General features: G+C 45.3%; 15 protein-coding genes. 4 read left to right on the top strand and 11 right to left on the bottom strand.

Annotated elements, in window-relative coordinates; all coding sequences use genetic code 11:
* Positions 1-131: 131 nt before the first annotated feature.
* The 8 genes from AC3FZD_RS06665 to hpsL form a co-directional block, all read right to left on the bottom strand.
* Positions 132-650, bottom strand: coding sequence for a DUF3122 domain-containing protein (locus tag AC3FZD_RS06665; protein WP_488739377.1), 519 nt, complete (start codon positions 648-650; stop codon positions 132-134).
* Positions 647-1,243 carry a Tll0287-like domain-containing protein gene (locus tag AC3FZD_RS06660; RefSeq protein ID WP_488739376.1) on the bottom strand — a complete coding sequence of 199 codons (597 nt, stop codon included), beginning with the start codon at positions 1,241-1,243 and terminating at the stop codon, positions 647-649. Before AC3FZD_RS06660 ends, AC3FZD_RS06665 begins: the two co-directional genes overlap by 4 nt.
* A 107-nt stretch (positions 1,244-1,350) precedes the next feature.
* Positions 1,351-2,457 (bottom strand): acyltransferase family protein, encoded by a 1,107-nt coding sequence (locus AC3FZD_RS06655; RefSeq protein ID WP_488739375.1) that lies wholly within the window; start codon positions 2,455-2,457, stop codon positions 1,351-1,353.
* A gap of 9 nt (positions 2,458-2,466) precedes the next feature.
* Positions 2,467-3,363, bottom strand: a complete 897-nt coding sequence (locus AC3FZD_RS06650) for a polysaccharide deacetylase family protein (RefSeq protein WP_488739374.1) — start codon at positions 3,361-3,363, stop codon at positions 2,467-2,469.
* An 11-nt stretch (positions 3,364-3,374) separates the two neighbouring features.
* Positions 3,375-4,541: a hormogonium polysaccharide biosynthesis glycosyltransferase HpsP gene (gene hpsP, locus AC3FZD_RS06645; RefSeq protein ID WP_488739373.1), complete on the bottom strand. Its 1,167-nt coding sequence runs from the start codon at positions 4,539-4,541 to the stop codon at positions 3,375-3,377.
* Positions 4,542-4,617: 76 nt separating this feature from the next.
* Positions 4,618-5,787, bottom strand: a complete 1,170-nt coding sequence (gene hpsO, locus AC3FZD_RS06640) for a hormogonium polysaccharide biosynthesis glycosyltransferase HpsO (protein ID WP_488739372.1) — start codon at positions 5,785-5,787, stop codon at positions 4,618-4,620.
* 25 nt (positions 5,788-5,812) lie between these two features.
* Positions 5,813-6,805 carry a hormogonium polysaccharide biosynthesis glycosyltransferase HpsN gene (gene hpsN / locus AC3FZD_RS06635; protein WP_488739371.1) on the bottom strand — a complete coding sequence of 331 codons (993 nt, stop codon included), beginning with the start codon at positions 6,803-6,805 and terminating at the stop codon, positions 5,813-5,815.
* 27 nt (positions 6,806-6,832) lie between these two features.
* Positions 6,833-8,524: a hormogonium polysaccharide biosynthesis protein HpsL gene (hpsL, locus tag AC3FZD_RS06630; protein ID WP_488739370.1), complete on the bottom strand. Its 1,692-nt coding sequence runs from the start codon at positions 8,522-8,524 to the stop codon at positions 6,833-6,835.
* Positions 8,525-8,662: 138 nt separating this feature from the next.
* On the opposite strand from hpsL, the gene AC3FZD_RS06625 reads away from it, so the two are divergent.
* The gene (locus tag AC3FZD_RS06625) at positions 8,663-8,998 is read left to right on the top strand and encodes an NAD(P)H-quinone oxidoreductase subunit M (RefSeq protein ID WP_488739369.1); all 336 of its coding nucleotides are present in this window, start codon (positions 8,663-8,665) and stop codon (positions 8,996-8,998) included.
* Positions 8,999-9,011: 13 nt separating this feature from the next.
* On the opposite strand, the gene AC3FZD_RS06620 is transcribed toward AC3FZD_RS06625, so the two are convergent.
* Complete coding sequence (locus AC3FZD_RS06620; protein ID WP_488739368.1) at positions 9,012-9,296, bottom strand: hypothetical protein; 285 nt, start codon at positions 9,294-9,296, stop codon at positions 9,012-9,014.
* 182 nt (positions 9,297-9,478) lie between these two features.
* Between AC3FZD_RS06620 and AC3FZD_RS06615 the strand changes: the two genes are divergently transcribed.
* The 3 genes from AC3FZD_RS06615 (at position 9,479) to AC3FZD_RS06605 (ending at position 15,278) form a co-directional block, all read left to right on the top strand.
* Entirely contained in the window at positions 9,479-10,888 is a 1,410-nt protein-coding gene (locus tag AC3FZD_RS06615) for a NupC/NupG family nucleoside CNT transporter (RefSeq protein ID WP_488739367.1), read from the top strand.
* Between the two features lie 97 nt (positions 10,889-10,985).
* On the top strand, positions 10,986-12,305 hold the full coding sequence (locus AC3FZD_RS06610) for an aminopeptidase P N-terminal domain-containing protein (RefSeq protein WP_488740286.1): 1,320 nt from the start codon (positions 10,986-10,988) through the stop codon (positions 12,303-12,305).
* 105 nt (positions 12,306-12,410) lie between these two features.
* Complete coding sequence (locus tag AC3FZD_RS06605) at positions 12,411-15,278, top strand: glycerol-3-phosphate acyltransferase (protein WP_488739366.1); 2,868 nt, start codon at positions 12,411-12,413, stop codon at positions 15,276-15,278.
* A 28-nt stretch (positions 15,279-15,306) separates the two neighbouring features.
* Here the strand turns inward: AC3FZD_RS06605 and AC3FZD_RS06600 are convergent, their stop codons facing one another.
* Positions 15,307-16,932 (bottom strand): ABC transporter ATP-binding protein, encoded by a 1,626-nt coding sequence (locus AC3FZD_RS06600; RefSeq protein WP_488739365.1) that lies wholly within the window; start codon positions 16,930-16,932, stop codon positions 15,307-15,309.
* Between the two features lie 49 nt (positions 16,933-16,981).
* On the bottom strand, positions 16,982-17,482 hold the full coding sequence (locus AC3FZD_RS06595) for a DUF4411 family protein (RefSeq protein ID WP_488739364.1): 501 nt from the start codon (positions 17,480-17,482) through the stop codon (positions 16,982-16,984).

The following is a 17,482-nucleotide window of genomic DNA, read 5'->3' as shown; positions in this document are numbered from 1 at the left end:
CTGTCTTATGCTGCTTACCGATTGTACAGCACACTTACAGCGCTTTGGGCCGGAGAGTAGGGGATGGGGGGATGGGGGAATGGGGGGATGGGGGGATGGGGATGTTTAGCATCCGTGAGTTACAAGGGAAATTAATACTCACGGGCTAAATACTGCCATTCCAGAATAATCACAGAAGGAACAGAAATCCGCGTTTCCCCATTTTCCACCGGCAAAGATAACTCTAGGGAACCGGAAGCCGAAACTGACTCTAGGATGTCGGTTAACTCGTACTGTCCCACATTGGGGGCAGGAGCTTTGTCTGCAAAAACATCAGAAGCAATTAACCGGTTGCCCTGGCTATCTTTGAGGGTTAGAGAAGCGGGATGTTGAAATACAGTTTCGTTGGGAAATCCCACTAAGCGTAACTGAACATTGGCCAATTCTCCCACTTTGATCCGTTTAAATAGAATCACTTGCCAGGTTTTACCCCTCCCATCTCGCAAGCTATGGCGAGATTGATAGAGGGTTTGTCCCGGTGCTTCGAGTTGTTGGCGAATGAGAGCGGATGCGGGTTGGGAAACCAGTAGTGTAGAGGGGAGGAGGAAGAGCAGAGCGACGAGAAGAGCAACTAGAGAGCGTCTTCCTCGGTAGGATTTAAGTGCTTTCATTTGGATTCAGAAGCGACATCATCAGGAATAAAGACAGCGTACATGCCTCGAAGATCCCCTACTTTAAAGTCATAGGCTAAATCTTGGGGATAGTTTTGTTTGACAAATTCTGGCCGTGCTGCTTTGGCCCCATGACAGCCTAAACAGGTGGCTTCTACGTTAATTCGGCGATAGTAGCGCCGTCCGGATTCTCCGTTGAGGGTTTCATCTTGCCAAAATCCCATCAGTTCTGGATGGGTATCGAGCAGTGCAAGGGCGGCTTCTGCTTCTGCGGTGTCTGGAGCATGGGCGGGGTTGCGGTATTTGGTGGCCATTTGTTTCACTTGCCATCCGTTTTCTTGGCTCAATTGTTGTGCTTTCATGCCCACGGGTTTACAGACTTGCTTGAAGGTTTCGGGGGTGATGGTTTCGGGCATATCTTTGAGGGTTGAGGCTAACCCAGAGCGCATGGCATCTAAATTTTCAATTTCTTCGATGGCATGGGAGAGTTGACTGGGATCGGGGTTAGCAAGGGCTGTCTGGGGAGCGCAGAGGCTCAGGAGGGTGAGGCAGAGTACCAGAGCGCTCAGGGCGAGGAGTTTGATCGGTTTCATAACTAAGTCAAAAAATACTGTTTAGTTGTATAGTAATGGATTGTGGTCAAGAAGTCTAGGAGGGGAGATCGCCGTCCTGCTATAGCGAGTCTTAGTATAATCATAATTTATGAATCTTTTCGTTTCTTTATCCATTTCCTTATTTGATTATCACAGAGTACAAATAAACCAGTATATGCCCATAAAACTATAGCAATACTTACCATGAAAAGTAATATTTTGGGGTAATTGGGTATGCTGACATATTTATCAAACTTACGAAATACAACAAAAAATAATGGTTGATGAATGAGATAAATTTGATAGGAATAAACGCCCAATAAAGACAAAAAACTTAACAGAAAAAAACTGAATTTAATTTTTTGTTCCAACCATTCAAATATCCTCTGAAGGGCGACAAATAATAAAGGGGTAAATACCATATCAAAACCAAGCATGTAGCGAAAATCAAAACCCGATCTACCTAAATAAATATACAAAACAAGCCCAAGGAAAAAGATAACTGAAGTCCACCAGTAATCTACTTTTCTAAACCCATCATAATAGAAATAGATAACACCCCAATACAATCCTAAACCAAATTGGAAAATGTAACTGCCCAGAAAATTATTTTGCAATAAGTACCAATATAACTCTGAGCTAGTTTCTGTGTTGACACACAGCACTTTAGTCGCCACTCCTAAAACCAGTGTTAAGACGAGAATACTTGTAGACTTACTTTGGGTAATCCAGAAAATAATTGGTGTAACCAAGTATGCTTGTAAAATGACCGTAAAAAACCAAAATCCTGGATTAATAGCCTGGAAAGTATAACCGGCTAAACCCGCTACACTCAGCCAAAAATCGAGAAAAACATATTTTTGAGGGTATGACAGAAGAAAATATAAAACCAAACTAAAAACAACGGCTAACAAATAGGTGGGATAAAGACGATCTAACCGTTTTATAAGCCACGATCTCCAATCCAAATCAATAGCAGGAAGTAAATCCTTTTTTGCCATTACATAGGTAATATTAAATCCAGCCATGACAAAAAAGATATCAACAGCAGCAAAACCGACTTTAGCACCTAGTTTGTCAAGAGTGATAACTAAGGGGATACGCTCAGGATAATTTTGGAAAAAATGAAAAACTAGAATACCCAAAATTGCCAGACCTTTAGTTTGGTCAATCCAATTGATTCGTTGTCCTGTTTGATTAGGTTGATTAGTCATAATTGAATATTACAGAATTTTGGTAAAAACATTAAAAAACATCCTCCCTGTATAAGATTGTGGATTTTGGGTAAGTGGGGAAGAGAATTGGGCAATCTTGATTAAATCATCTGGAGTATCTTTTTGATTGACTCGAACTCTTGGTATAGTATAGAAATTTTGATGATAACCAACCTTAAAGATTTGGTTGTTATATAGATACCCGGATTGATAATATCTGGCCACAGAATTTTGGATTAAATGATTAAAGTCATTATAAGCATAAGCAATATGATATCCTGTATTTAAGTTATGTTCATCAGCCCCATTTTCTAGGCAAGATCTTAGTCCGGTTTGACCTTTGGATAATTCTATCGTTAGTTGCTCTGGATCTAAGCGTGTTAATCTTTGATGTTTCCATCCATGAGATTGAATATCAAAAAAATCACTTTCTAGACCTTGCTTCAATTCTTCACAATTAGCATACTTTTGTGATTTTTTATTCATAAAACTTGAATTTACAAATAAAGTCACTGTTAGAGTTTTATGATACTTTTGAGAGAGTCTTTTGAGCAAAGGAAGGACTTGATTATACATACTTTTGTAGCCATCATCAAAAGATATCATTACTGCTTTTTTGCCAATATATTCATGTGGAATTTGTTTTGATTTATCTAAAAAATAAGTTTTAATATCTTCGGTAGATAAAAACCAATAATCATTTTTGCAAAGATAATCTAGAAAATTTTCTAGATTATCTTTGTGGTAATCTAATCCATAATTGGTCGATCGATCAACAATATTATGAAATCCAAAAATAGGAATTTTTGTAGTCTCTAGATTAAGGGTAAGCCAGGGTTCTACACTGAGGGTACTAGAGATAAAAAAGATCAATATAATCAGTAAGTTTAAAACCCATCTAATCATGGAGACTTATCTTAAATAAATTGTTGGTAAATTCCGATCATTTGTTGGGCGATCGCCGGCCAGCTATAATGACTCTTAGCATAGTTTGCCCCGGCTGCTCCCCGTTTGAGTCGTTCTTGGCGATCGCTCAAAGCCAGTCGTAAACTATCCGTTAAAGAATTAACATCACAACCGCATACCCAGCCAGCCGCCGATTTTTGGATATCTTCCCAAATATAAACACCTGTAGAAATAACGACAGGGGTTCCGGAGGCGATCGCCTCCGCTACAGCAATGCCAAAATTCTCATAGTAGGAAGGTAACACAAACAGATCTGCATCTCGCAACAGTGCCCCTTTCTGTTCCCCAGTCACAAACCCCGGAAAATGGGTACAAGAGGCTAAAGTCGAGGATTGGATCTGCTGCTTAATTTGCTCCACATAGGCGGTATTTTGAGGGTTTCCGCCCGCTAAAACGAATTCAAAGTCAAAATTTTCATTCATCAAGGTTTCCAGGGCAGGCAGGAGCAAATCTAAGCCCTTTTTCGGGTCAATTCTCGACATATAGAGAATCAGGGGTTTATCTGGGGGAATATTCAGGTTGGCTCTAGCTTTTCCCGGTTCTGGCAGTTGGGGCAGTTGTACGCCCAAGGGAACCACTACGCTAGGGGTATCGGTTCCGAAGCGATCGGAAATTTGCGCTTCAATGCTACTGGTAAAATGAATTGCGGCTGCTCCAGCCATATTACCCTTCTCCCACAGGGCCGTATAAATACGTTTAAGCTGTTGTTTTTTGCGTAAATCCGCCGGGTCTAATGTTCCCAAAGGACGCATAATATACGGTAAACCTTTACGCCTAGCAATCGTAGCCGCCGCCGAACTCACCGGAGAGAACAGGGCATGAATATGGGCAATATCATACTCTGATGCATGTTCAGACAACCATTGTAATAAATCCAGGGAAAATTTGTAGCGTCGAAAGGGAGAGCAGCGAAAGTAGCGAATGTAATAACCATTTTCTTCTACAGGCCGGTCTAGAGGCACATCTAAGGGCGCTTCCCCCGTATCGCCGTTAGAATCTGTGGTTAATAGGGTTACCTCAATATCCGCATCGCTCAAGGCCGCAGACAACCCTTTGACCATCTGACTCGGGCCACCATAGACAAGAGAAATCGAAGGAACAATTTGTAAAACACGCATTATAGTTATATAGTTAATTCTAACAGTGAGACACCCAATCGTAGGGTGGGCAATGCCCACCCTACCCGCTTAAAATTTAGGCCAACAACTGTTCATAAAACGATAATTGTTCTTTCGCCAAAGCCGTATTCGTATAGTAAAGCATAACCCGTTCATAGCCTTTTTGGGCTAAATCTTGCCGTAAGTCTTGATTTTCCATCATTTGACGTAAACTGTTCCTCAAAGCCTCCACATTACCTTCTGGAAATACCCATCCCGCTTGTTCAATCACATGGGGAATCTCTCCTGAATCTGAACCAATCACCGGCACTTTACAAGACATGGCTTCAATTAAAACATGGCCAAATTGTTCTTTCCAACCGGCCGCTGTTAGGGTTTTAAACTTATAAGTGGTCTCCGAGGGCAAAACCAAGACATCCATTAAGTTAATATAGCGATAAACTCGATCGTGGGGAACACTTTCGACCACAATTAACCGGTCTCGCAATCCAAATTCTGAAGCTTTGTTTAAAAGATCTTGCTTCAAGTCACCACGACCGAGCAAAACCCATTTCCAGGGATACTCCTTGATTCCTTTTAAGGCTTTAAAGAGGGTAAAAAGTCCTTTCTCTTCCACAAACCGCCCCACAAATCCGACCACAAATTCATCTGGCTTAATTCCTAAAGATAGTCGTAACTCTGGTTGCTCTTGGGGGGCAAATAATTGCTCATCTACCCCCAGTTGGGGCATGATCTTAATCGGGCCTTCATAACCATGATCGCGCAGGACATCTGCCCCATCTTGGTTTCCAGAGATAATGCCGTGGGAATTGTTGAGATTAAAGCGCTCTAATACAGAGATAGGAAATTTGACTTCATAGGGTAAATTCCACCAGGTGAAGAATACATTTTTTGCCTTCAAGTTCAGTTGCTTATTCAGGGTGATTAGTTCGGCATGACTGAAGGCTTTCGCTCCTTGTTCGGTCTGCAAAATATTGGGCTTGAAGGTTTGAATTAATTTCACTAAATCCAGACCAAAGGTTAATAGCCCTTGGTTGTTTTCACTAAAGTTAGACAGAGGCACAACCCGAAAATTGCCTTCATCCACGGGTTGGGTTTCAATAATTTTGTTTTGTACTCCTCCCGGTCGCCATCGTTTGGGGACAACTACGGTTACTTCTATGCTGGGATCGAGTTGGGCTAATTTTCTTAATTTCTCTCGATTGAGATCGACAATGTAGGTGTGGCTAGCGATTAATATTTTCATGATTGTTTAGAATACAAGACTACCATTAAACCGATTTAGAAGTGTTCCATTTTTCATCTTGCTGACTATAAATTTGCCCGGTTTTCCAGAGGGTTTTGAGTCGAGTTTTCCAAGCGCTGAAGTAACCCATGGTGTAGAATCCTGCGCGACTGACAATTTTGATCGGGGAACCACTTTTATTGCAAGGGGGATGACCTAAAACATGGCAGTCAAATAACTTACTAAAGAAGCGCACCTGTTGACCTATGGTCAAATTATTGAGTCCCATGAGAAAGTGGTTATGGTAGAAGGTAATCTGATATTCTAGCGATCGCGTAGAAATATCGTGGCATCCTCCCGTTTCTTCCCCTAAATGCACCAAATTAGCCTCTGGATCGTACCAAATTTTGTATCCAGTCTGGCGCAAGCGCAAGCAAAAATCCGATTCTTCCCGTACCGCGCTTCCGCGAAAACGCTCGTCAAATTCTAAGCCATGTTTGCTAAAAATATCACGCCGGAAGGACATATTACACCCACGGGCAGAAATCACTTCCTGGGCTTTCGTGGTATGGACTAAATCAATGTGATACCAGGCAATTCCAGGATCGAAGGCTTGGGGGGGTAACTCTTCAATGGTATAACTATTCTTGGACTCGCCCAACTTCATGCGGTCAAAAACGCGACCAGCCACTGCACCAATTTCCGGGCGATCGTAATTGCGAGCATGGGCCATCAAATACCCTTCTGGTAACACCACATCATCATCAATAAACAGCACCACCTCCCCACTAGAACGCCTTACTGCATAATTTCGTGCCCCCGGTAAACTCGCCCAATTTACCCGAAACAGCTTAATTTTACCCGCCTTAGTCATCTCATCCAAAAATGCTTGAATTTCCGGTTTATGCTTGGCCGTTTGATCGACCACGATCAGTTCAAAATGGGGATAGTCTTGCTTCAGCACATCCTGAATACTATCGCGCAAGGGTTCCTCACGTCCATAAGTGGGAATGATCACAGAAAGAAAAGGTAGAGTCATGGTTGATTTGCCTATCGTTTAGAAATTTTATCTCTTCTTTTTACTCGATTTATGTCCATTTTTGCTAGATTTAGATGATTTAGATTTGGATTTCTTGCGTTTTTTCGGATCGGCTTGGGCTTCCAGTAGGGCTTGCAACTCTTCCTTTTTCTTCTCTTCTTCCTTATCAATTACGGGTAATTTTAACGTAATGCCAGCAAACAACCAATAGTAGACACAGACTGGCTCTGTGTCTAGAGGATACCAATAGGTTTGGTAACTAATTACTACAATAAACACCCAAAAACATGCCCCGAAATTCCGTAAGCTTTTATCTTTCACGGAACGATAAGATTTAAAAGTTTCCCAGGTCAGCACCGTAACCATTAACAAAAACAAAGCAAGTCCAGGTTTTCCGATTTCATAAATAATTTTGGGAAACCAGGTTTCAACTAAAGCTACGTTGCCGAAAATTCTAGCCGAATTCGTCGCTCTTCCCAGTCCTCTGCCAAAAAATCCGGCTCTACCCACTGAGCTTTCGGCTTGTTCAGCAATAAAATCGGCTGGATTCGAGGCATCTAATCGACCCGTCAAGCTATCTAATCTTTCTTGTACAACATCGGGAAAAGCAATCGCTGCCCCCCCAATAAGCAAAGTTAACCCCACAGCAATAGGAATAAACCGTTTTAAGTTAGCCACTTGACCGGTTAAAACTAATAGTAGTACCGTGACAACGGGCACGAGTAATGTGGCAATTCGTTGTCCTGAAATTACCGCGCAAACAAAGTTTAAAGCCATGCCAGCAAATCCCGCCATTTGCCAGAGGGGAGAGGGGTCGCAAAAAGCAGTTGCAAAGGTAAAAAAGGCACTACAAATCATATACCAGCCCCAATGCCAAGGAGAGGGTAAGGTACTGGGTAAGCGAATTTGATTGACCTGGGGACTATAGGTTAAAGATCCTCCCACAAGACACTTGGCTTCTACACTCGCTTTGAATAAATCATCTCCAACTTGATTACGAGTCCCAATACATTTTCCTGATGTCAGGGCTTGATATTGCATTAGGCAGAGGACGCAAGTAATAAGAGCTAGAACTGTAGTAACACGGGTGATCCAAAGCAGTTCTTTTTTTCCCCGAATCATATAGAATCCACAGCTAATTAAGGGAATATAACCCATGAATACTTTTAAGCCTAAAATCCCTAGAGGAATAGGTTTATCTGCGCCTCTAGAGGTTTGAGGATTAATAAATAGGATGACGAATATGCAATATCCTAAAAGTAAAAACATGGAGGGAAGAAAGGCTTTAGGAACCAGAAAGGGGAGGCGATATCGTTTACAGTATTGATAAATTCCCATCAGACCGGGAATATAAAAGGCATCCTTAGCTAAGTGAAAAATGGCATTACCGCCACCCACCCAATAGACGACTGTACCGCTAAAGGGCATATAAATATAGAACGCCCAAAGGGCCTGAATAGGATACTTCAGGGAGGTTAAGAGAACGGTCATGGCTAATAAGCCCCCCAGGAAGGCTTTAGGGTCTCCGGTAACGGCAATGCCAATGATGCCGAAAACGGAGCCAAAGCCAAGGGATTGACCTAATACTCCGATAAATTTTTTCCGCGCATTGGCTGCTTCGCGTTTTTTGGCCGCGAGTTCTTCTTTTGTGGGTGGGGGTTTGACCAGAGTGGCTGGATTAGGTGCTTTTCCTTTGGATTTAAGTTTACTTTTGGCCATGGGGGAAGCTCGAACGACTCTGCGTTATTTGTTCTGGGATATCCATCAATTGCACCCTTGCCTAAGATAGCTTAGAGATTGCATGGTTTGCCGAGCAATGACAGAATACCTGTAGGTTGTTTTTTTATTGACTATTCTATGCTACTGAAGTCTACGACCCGCCATATCCGTATTTTTACGGCTGTCATTGAGAAGGGCGAACTAAATCCATCTGAAAATATGCTGACCTTGGATGTCGATCCGGATAATGAATTAAATTGGACAGATTCGGCGCTGAAAGCAGTTTATAGTAAGTTTGAGGAGTTAGTGGCGGCTTATGAGGGACAAGATTTAACGGAGTATAATCTGCGTCGCATTGGCTCGGATTTGGAACATTTGGTGCGATCGCTCCTGCAAAAGGGAGAACTCAGCTATAACCTAGAAAGCCGGGTACTCAATTACAGTATGGGTTTACCTCAAGTAGCCGTCGATTGATAATCAACCCGACCTAAAATCCTTCAAAGGGATTAGGGGGTTCAGGTTGGGAACGATCGCCCCCCGCCAACTCTGAAGGCGGTCGTTCATCACTCCAACCCCACCAGGCTTGCCCACAGGCACAGAGATAGAATTCTTGCCATTTGCGGCGATGGCCTTCCGTATAAACGGGCGATCGCCGATTCAACCAGACCCGCTCGGCCTCCCTAGAAGTCGCCGCACAGCGAGGACAACAAAACTTAAACGCATGGGTGGCCTGTTCTGTCCAAGTCGGTGGATTAATCTCAAACGCTTCCATAAACTTCAAATTCTCCCTAAACCAACGGGGTACTTTATCCTAAGCTTAAACCCCTGAACCTCAATTTTTCATCGATTATGGCCATCATGGACTTGACATCGGTGTAATTCCAGAGTCTGATAATAATCAACTTGGTGTGACATCACCGGATTGGCTGGCTACTGTAAGGAAGCACTCTGCCCATGAACCCTATTTTAAACCTGATTTCCGCCCTTGGAATAGTTGTATTATGCGTCATTGCGTGGCTGGGTTCCGAAAACCGGAAACTGATCCCTTGGCGAACAATTATCATTGGGATTATTCTACAACTGATCGTTGGACTCCTAGTTTTCGTTCTCCCCACCCGCGACCTCATCGCCCAACTGAATAACCTCCTCAATGCCCTCTTAGACGCTTCAGAAGCAGGCGCTCGCTTCCTGTTTGGTGGAGATACTTCTGCCTTTGTCCCCGATCCTAACCGAGTGGTGGGCCCGGGGCCAGCCGGACGGTGGATTATGCGGGCAGTGGGTCAACCCTATGTGGCTGTTCCGGGAGATACCCTGGGTTCCGATAACCTCAATCCCGGTTATATCTTCGCTTTTCGTTCCCTCCCCCAAGTGGTGTTCTTTTCAGCCTTAGTTGCCCTGCTCTATCGATTGAACATTGTTCAACCGATTGTGAAGGTCTTCGCCCAAATTTTCCAGAAAGCCATGAAAATTAGTGGAGCAGAGTCCTTAGCGGGAGCCGCTAATATTTTTGTCGGCATTGAATCCATGATCGCTGTTAAACCCTTCCTGGCTAAAATGACCCGCAGTGAAATCTGCGCCATTCTCACCAGTTGTTTTGGCTCCATCGCTTCCTCCGTCCTCGGACTCTATGCCGGATTTTTACGCCCCGTCTTTCCCTCCATTGCTGGTCACTTGGTCTCCGCTTCCATTATGACCATTCCCGCTTGCTTTGTAATTTCTAAACTCCTGGTTCCCGAAACCGGAGTACCCGAAACCCTGGGCAACATTCCCGACGAACCAGAGCAAGACCCGGAAAAACGCCCTAATCCCATGGACAGCCTGATTATCGGAGCTTTAGATGGGGTGAAAATGGCGGTCGGGATTGCGGCGGTTATTATCGCCATTTTAGGCTTAGTCGCCTTAATCAATATGGGATTTAATAACCTGTCGGGATTGCCTGCACCAGTTGGCAATGTCTTTCAAGTGATCACCCTGCAAAATATCATGGGCTTCCTGTTTTTCCCCCTAACTTTTCTCACCGGTGTATCTTTGGATATCAATGAAATTTGGCAAGCTTCAGTGATTATCGGCCGTCGAGTCTTTGAAACCAATGTACCGCCCTATATCGCTCTAGCTAATCTCAGTCAAGCAGGAGAAATTAGCGATCGCTCCATGCTCATCGTCAGTTATGTTCTCTGCGGCTTTACCCATTTTGCCTCCTATGGGATCTTTGTCGGCGGTCTCTCTTCCCTCATTCCCGACCGGCGCTCTGAAGTCTCCTCCCTCGGCTTGAAAGCTCTCTGGGCCGGAACTCTCGCCACTTTAATGACCGGTTGTATGGCAGGACTCTTCGATTTCGGTAACCCTGCTGTTTTAGGGCTATAAAATCGGTGAACGGAAAATAGACTCAAGATTTAACCCAGTCATCACAGGAGGTTCAATTAGCGTGGTATCATCCCTTTCCGAGGCCATTTCGGTACAACTGCAAGATGAATATCGTCAACGTCGGGAAAAATTAATGGCTCAAATGGCAGGGAGTACGGCGATTTTTCGCAGCGCTCCGTTGGCAGTCATGCACCATGATGTGGAGTATCCGTTTCGCCAGGATAGTGATTTTTTCTATCTGACGGGGTTTAATGAACCGGAAGCAGTAGCGGTTTTAGCACCTCACCATGAGGAACACCGGTTTGTTTTGTTTGTGCAACCGAAGGAATGGGAAAGGGAAGTTTGGAGTGGATACCGCATCGGTGTGGAGGAGGCAAAAGCGTTGTATGGTGCGGATGAAGCCTATCCGATTGGGGAGTTGCAGGAAAAATTACCTCAGTATTTGGCGAAAGCCGATCGCCTATATTATCACTTCGGTATTGATGAAAGGTTTAATCAGACCATTTTGCAGCAGTGGCAGTCTTTACTGAGACAATACCCGAAAAAAGGCTTTGGCCCCACAGCCCTAGAAGACCCGATGACCCTGTTACATCCGCTACGCCTGGTCAAGAGCGAGGCGGAATTAGCCCTGATGCGTAAGGCGATCGCCATTTCTGTAGAAGCCCATCATTTAGCCTGGGATATGGCTAAACCGGGCATTTATGAGTATGAAATTCAAGCGGAAATAGAGCGCCTCTTCCGTCGTCGGGGAGGGATTGGGCCAGCCTATCCGTCGATTGTGGCTTCTGGTGCTAATGCTTGTATTCTCCATTACATCGAGAATGGCCGCGCCCTAGAAGCAGGGGATTTACTCCTGGTTGATGCGGGCTGTTCCTATGGCTATTACAATGGCGATATTACCCGTACTTATCCGGTAGGTGGTAAGTATTGTATGGAACAACGAGTGATTTATGAGATCGTCCTGGAGAGCCAACGGCAGGCGATCGCCCAAGTGAAACCCGGTAACCCCTTTAATGCGGTTCATAATACCGCCCTTCAAGTCCTGGTCGAAGGCATGATCGAGTTAGGCTTTTTGGTGGGAGAGCCGGAAGAACTGATTAAGGAAAACAAGTATAAACCCTATTACATGCATCGGACTAGCCATTGGCTCGGTCTCGATGTCCATGATGTAGGAGCCTATAAACAAAATGAGGAAGAGTGGCAAGTGCTACAACCGGGTCAAGTCTTAACCGTAGAACCCGGCCTGTATATTGCCCCCTTAGTGAAACCGGCAGAAGAACAACCGGAAGTGCCCCAGCAATGGCGGGGGATTGGGGTACGCATTGAGGATGATATTTTGGTGACTGAAACGGGGTGTGAAGTGCTGACGGCCGGAATTCCTAAAATGCCAGAAGAATTGGAAGGCAAGTTAGGTTGAATGGCGATCGCCGGTGCAGCGAAATCAAGACGGATCGCCTCGGCTATCTTCCCTAGTTTGATAAAAGATCGATAAGATCTCGATCGTCGCCCACACCGGATCGTGATGTCTATCGAACTGCTCAAAGGCTTGGCTATTTTAACCCTCTGTCCCTTACTCGGTGGCACGCCCCTGATCCAATGGTTGACCCTAGCCTTAACGGGCAAAAACTTAGCCCAATTGGGAACCGGTAATATTTCCGTCTCCGCCGCCTTCTATCATGGGGGGAAAGTGGCTGGTATCAGTGCCGTGGTATCGGAAGCGGGAAAAGGTATTGGTGCAGTTCTCTTGGCGAGATCTCTCTTTCCCCAGACTCCCGTTTGGGAAATCATCGCCCTGATTACCCTGGTTTTAGGACGCTACTTCATCAGTCAAGGGGCAGGAACCACCAACGCTACCTGGGGATTAGTGGTGCATAATTGGCAAATTTCCGCCCTGGTGGGTCTGATCGCCCTGGTGGGTCTCACCGTTGTCCGGGAGCGCAAATCCCGTCAATATGGCATCTTAATCCTGTTTCCCCTGCTTCAGATGCTCATGTACCCTCACGCCAAAGGATTGGCAATCGCCACATTCTGCCTGAATGCCACCCTCGCCCTCATCTACCAACAGATCCCTGACGACCTCGAACTGTCGGAAACCTCGACCCCAGACCCCAATATGCCCTCATTGTTTCCCAAAAATCCTGGCATTCTCTCCCTAGATCAACCCCTCAAATCCCAAGATGTTGGGGCAAAAGCGGCTAACCTAGCCTACCTAAAAAAACTCGGTTATGCTGTGCCTCCCGGTTGGATTTTACTCCCTGGAGATGACCCCCAACCCCTAATGAGCCTCCTGAAACCCTCGGCTGAAAATCCCCTGATTGTACGCTCCTCAGCCTTTGGAGAAGATACCCTTTATTCCTCTGGAGCGGGTCAATATACCAGTATTCTCCATGTCACAAATGCCCAAAGCCTCCACCAAGCGATTCTCACCTGTATGCGATCGGCCGATAATCCCCAGGCGATCGCCTATCGGGCCAAACGACAACTTGCAGATACCCAAGTCGCCGTTTTAATTCAAAAACAAATTGCTGGAGTTTTTTCGGGTGTCGCCTTTAGCCGTGACCCCATTGCCCGCAGTGGCGAAGATGTCATCATTGAAGCCCTTCCCGGAGATGCCACCCGTGTCGTATCTGGCCAAGTGACCCCAGAATCCTATCGAGTCTTAGTAGTAGAAACTGAGGGAGAACTGACGACCCAAATCTTAAGCGGTGAAGGCGATCTTCCCCCCTCCTTAATTCATCAGGTGGCCCAAATTACTCGTCAAATTGAAACCCACTATCATGGGATTCCCCAAGATATTGAATGGACTTATGACGGGCAAAACTTGTGGATTTTACAAACGCGCCCGATTACTACCCTGATTCCCATTTGGACTCGAAAAATTGCGGCAGAAGTGATTCCGGGATTTATTCATCCCCTTACCTGGTCGATTAATCAACCCCTCACTTGTGGGGTATGGCGCGATATTTTTGCCATTGTTTTAGGCACAAAAATTGCCAATTTAGACTTAAATCAATTGGCTAGGCTTCACCATTCAGTCGCCTATTTTAATGCTTCTTTATTGGGAGAAATTTTCCGGAAGATGGGACTGCCTCCAGAAAGTTTGGAGTTTCTGATCCGGGGTGCTAAGTTTACTCGACCGCCTTTATCCTCTACTTTCAAGCAGATTCCTGGATTATGGCGACTGCTCCAGAGGGAATGGGTTTTAGAAGAGGATTTCGATCGCGATCAGCGTCAGTGGTTTACTCCTACCTTAGACCAATTGAAAAGCCAAGATCCGCAAACACCTTGGGAATGTTTAGACCGGGTGAATTTAATTTTAGAAACCCTGAATCGAGCCACCTATTACAGTATTTTGGCTCCGTTGAGTTTTGCTCTAAGGCAAGCGGTGTTCCGGGTTTCAGAACAGGATTTAGATTATCAGCAAATGCCGGAAGTTGCTGCTCTGGGAACGCTGCAAGAGTTGGCCACTTGTGCCCACCATTTACTGCCCCATCTGGAGACAGAAACCCCGGAAACCCTGTTTGGTCGGTTGTCTGAATTGCCGGATGGCCAGATGATTATCGATCAGCTCTACCAATTTATGGAGGATTATGGTTATCTGAGTCAGGTGGCGACTGATATTTCGGTTCCTCGATGGCGAGATAATCCGAGGATGGTTAGGGATATGTTTTTACAGCAATTGCATCAGGTTGAGGGCAATCGCCGTAAAACGCTACCGAAACGCCTAAAAATTCAAATTGTGCAAGTGCGCCTAAATCTCAAAGGTCGTGTGACTCAAGTCTATAGCCAATTGTTGGCCCAGTTACGTTGGAGTTTCTTAGCTCTAGAAAAGTTTTGGCTCGAATCGGGTGTTTTACAGAGCCAAGGGGATATCTTTTTTCTGACTTTTCCAGAGGTGGAAGGGCTGTTATCAGACTCTATATCTGCCCAGAGTATCGGAGATATTCTGACCACTCGTAAAGCTGAGTTTGCGAAAGATAAAGAAGTGAAGTCTATTCCTTATGTGGTCTATGGCAATCAACCCCTCAGAAGACTTTCTACTCAGGGGTCTAGACTGCAACAAGGGCAAAAGTTATCTGGCATTGGCGCAAGTCCGGGACAAACGGAAGGTCGGGTAAAAATTATGCGCGAGTTGCAGAATGAGATAGAGGTGGATATGGAGACAATTTTAGTGGTTCCTTATACCGATTCGGGTTGGTCTTTGGTGTTATCGAAGGCAGGGGGATTGATTTCGGAGGTGGGGGGAAGGTTATCCCATGGGGCGATCATCGCGCGAGAGTATGGAATTCCGGCAGTGATGGATATTCCGAATATTATGGAACGCTTGCATGATGGGCAATGGGTTCGCATTGATGGGGAAACGGGAATGGTGGAAGTGCTGCATGAATAATGGTTGATGTATTTCTAGGGTCTGAACGTCAAGAGGATTGGGCTAATAGGGGAGCAGCAGCGAGGAGGGTTTGGGTGTAAGGATGTTGGGGATGGGTAAAGATTTGGTGGGTGGTGTTGAGTTCGACGATTTTGCCTTGATTCATGACAGCAATGCGATCGCATAAAAATCGAGCTACCCAGAGGTCATGGGTGATGAAGAGATAGGTTAACTCAAACTCCTGTTTTAGGTCTAACATCAGTTGTAATACTTGGGCTTGTACGCTGGCATCGAGCATACTGACGGGTTCATCGCAGATGATGAGTTTGGGATGGGTAATGAGAGCGCGGGCGATCGCCACCCGTTGCTGTTGTCCCCCAGAGAGTTCCCCCGGATAGCGGTTATAGTAGGTTGCGGTGGGGGTTAAGCCTACTCGTTCTAGCATCTCTAAGACCCTTAATTTGGCTGTCTTGGGGGTTTCTAGACCATGAATGAGGAGGGGATCGGCGATGCTCTCACCGACGGTCATGAGGGGATTTAGGCAGGCATGGGGGTCTTGGAAGACCATTTGCATTTGTTGGCGCAGTTGTCGTAGGGATCTACGGTTCATGGAGGTAATGCCATTACCGAGAAATTCGACCCTGCCAGAGGTGGGTTGAATCAGTTGTAAAATGGTGCGCGATAGGGTACTTTTTCCACACCCGGATTCTCCGACGAGTCCTAAAATTTCTCCGGGATAGAGGTCAAAGTTGACTCCATCTACGGCTTTGATGAGGGTTGAGTTTCGGGTAAAGAGTTGTTGGATTAAATTGCTTTCTAGGCTGTAATGTTTGTTGAGATCGGTGACTTGGAGTAAGGGCTGTTTTTCGGGGAGTGTAGGTGTTGCTTTGGTTTCGATCGCGTGAATATGTAGGGCGGCTTCGAGCAAGGATTGGGTATATTCTTGTTGGGGATGGAATAGGACTTGCTGGCTTTGGTTTCGTTCAATTAGTTGGCCTTGATACATGACGGCAATTTCTGAGCAATATTCGCCAACTAAGGCTAAGTCATGGGAGATGAGCAATAATCCCATTTCCCGCTCGGCACATAACCGGGTTAATTCCTGTAGGATCTGGGCGGAGACGGTGACATCTAAGCTGGTGGTGGGTTCATCAGCAATAATGAGCTTGGGATTTAATAATAGGGCTAGGGCGATCGCCACCCGTTGACGCATTCCTCCGCTAAACTCGTGGGGATACTGAGACCATCGGGTGGGGGGGATGCTGACGGTTTCTAAAACGGCGATCGCCTGCTCTTTAGCTTCGCGATAGGATAAAGACTGGTGAGACTGTAGGGTTTCGACACAATGATCGCCAATGGTCATTAGAGGATCGAGACGAGTCATGGGGTCTTGGAAAATGAGGGCTACTTCTTCACCCCGAAATCGTTGTAGTTCTTCTGGGGTTAACTCTAGGACGGATTTTCCCTGTACTCGAATGTCTCCCTGTACCTGGGACTGGGAGGGCAACAGGCGCATAATGGCCCGTCCTAGGGTGGATTTGCCACAGCCGGACTCCCCGACTAAACCGAGGCGATCGCCTGCTTTGAGGGTCAAGGAGACCTCCCTAACGGCCCATTCTGAATCGGGAGTGTAGGCGATCGATAACTGGTCAAGCTGCAACAGGGGTGGAGTCATGATTGAATTTAAGGATTGGGATGGAGTCTTAATACATAAAAGCACAGCTCTACCGATTGAGTATAAGCTTAACTTGTGTTTTTCTCAACAATTCAAAGATTGACAAGTAAGAAATATGAAAAGCAAGACAAGCATCTGGGATTTTAATGATTTTCTTAGCTTGAGGAGCTGGCAGTTCATTCGTGACAATCGTCATACTATGAGCCAGTCCAGCGCTAACAAGCATGTAATCAGCACTGTCTAAAAATTGATTTTTAGCTTGGTCTGTATACTGTTGATGAGCATTTGTCCATTCAGCGACTTGCCGCATTGCCTCTATTACGTTAAGGTCAGGTTTTAAAAAACAGTCAAACTTTTCATCCTGTTCACTTGCCCAGTCATGTAAATCATCATTCCCTTCTGCCAACTCCTCTTTGACTGCTTGAATACTGAATAGCATCTTTTCTTTCATTCCTTCAGTCAAGAATTCCCAAAACCCAGGGCAAATATCAAAGCCATAATACCTTCGTTTTGACTCAATAAAAGTATTACTATCTAATAAATAACGCAT

The sequence above is a fragment of the Roseofilum sp. KMC-1 genome (assembly GCF_057802075.1).
Note: the sequence above shows the minus strand (reverse complement) of the source record. Positions and strands in the feature narration are given on the sequence as shown.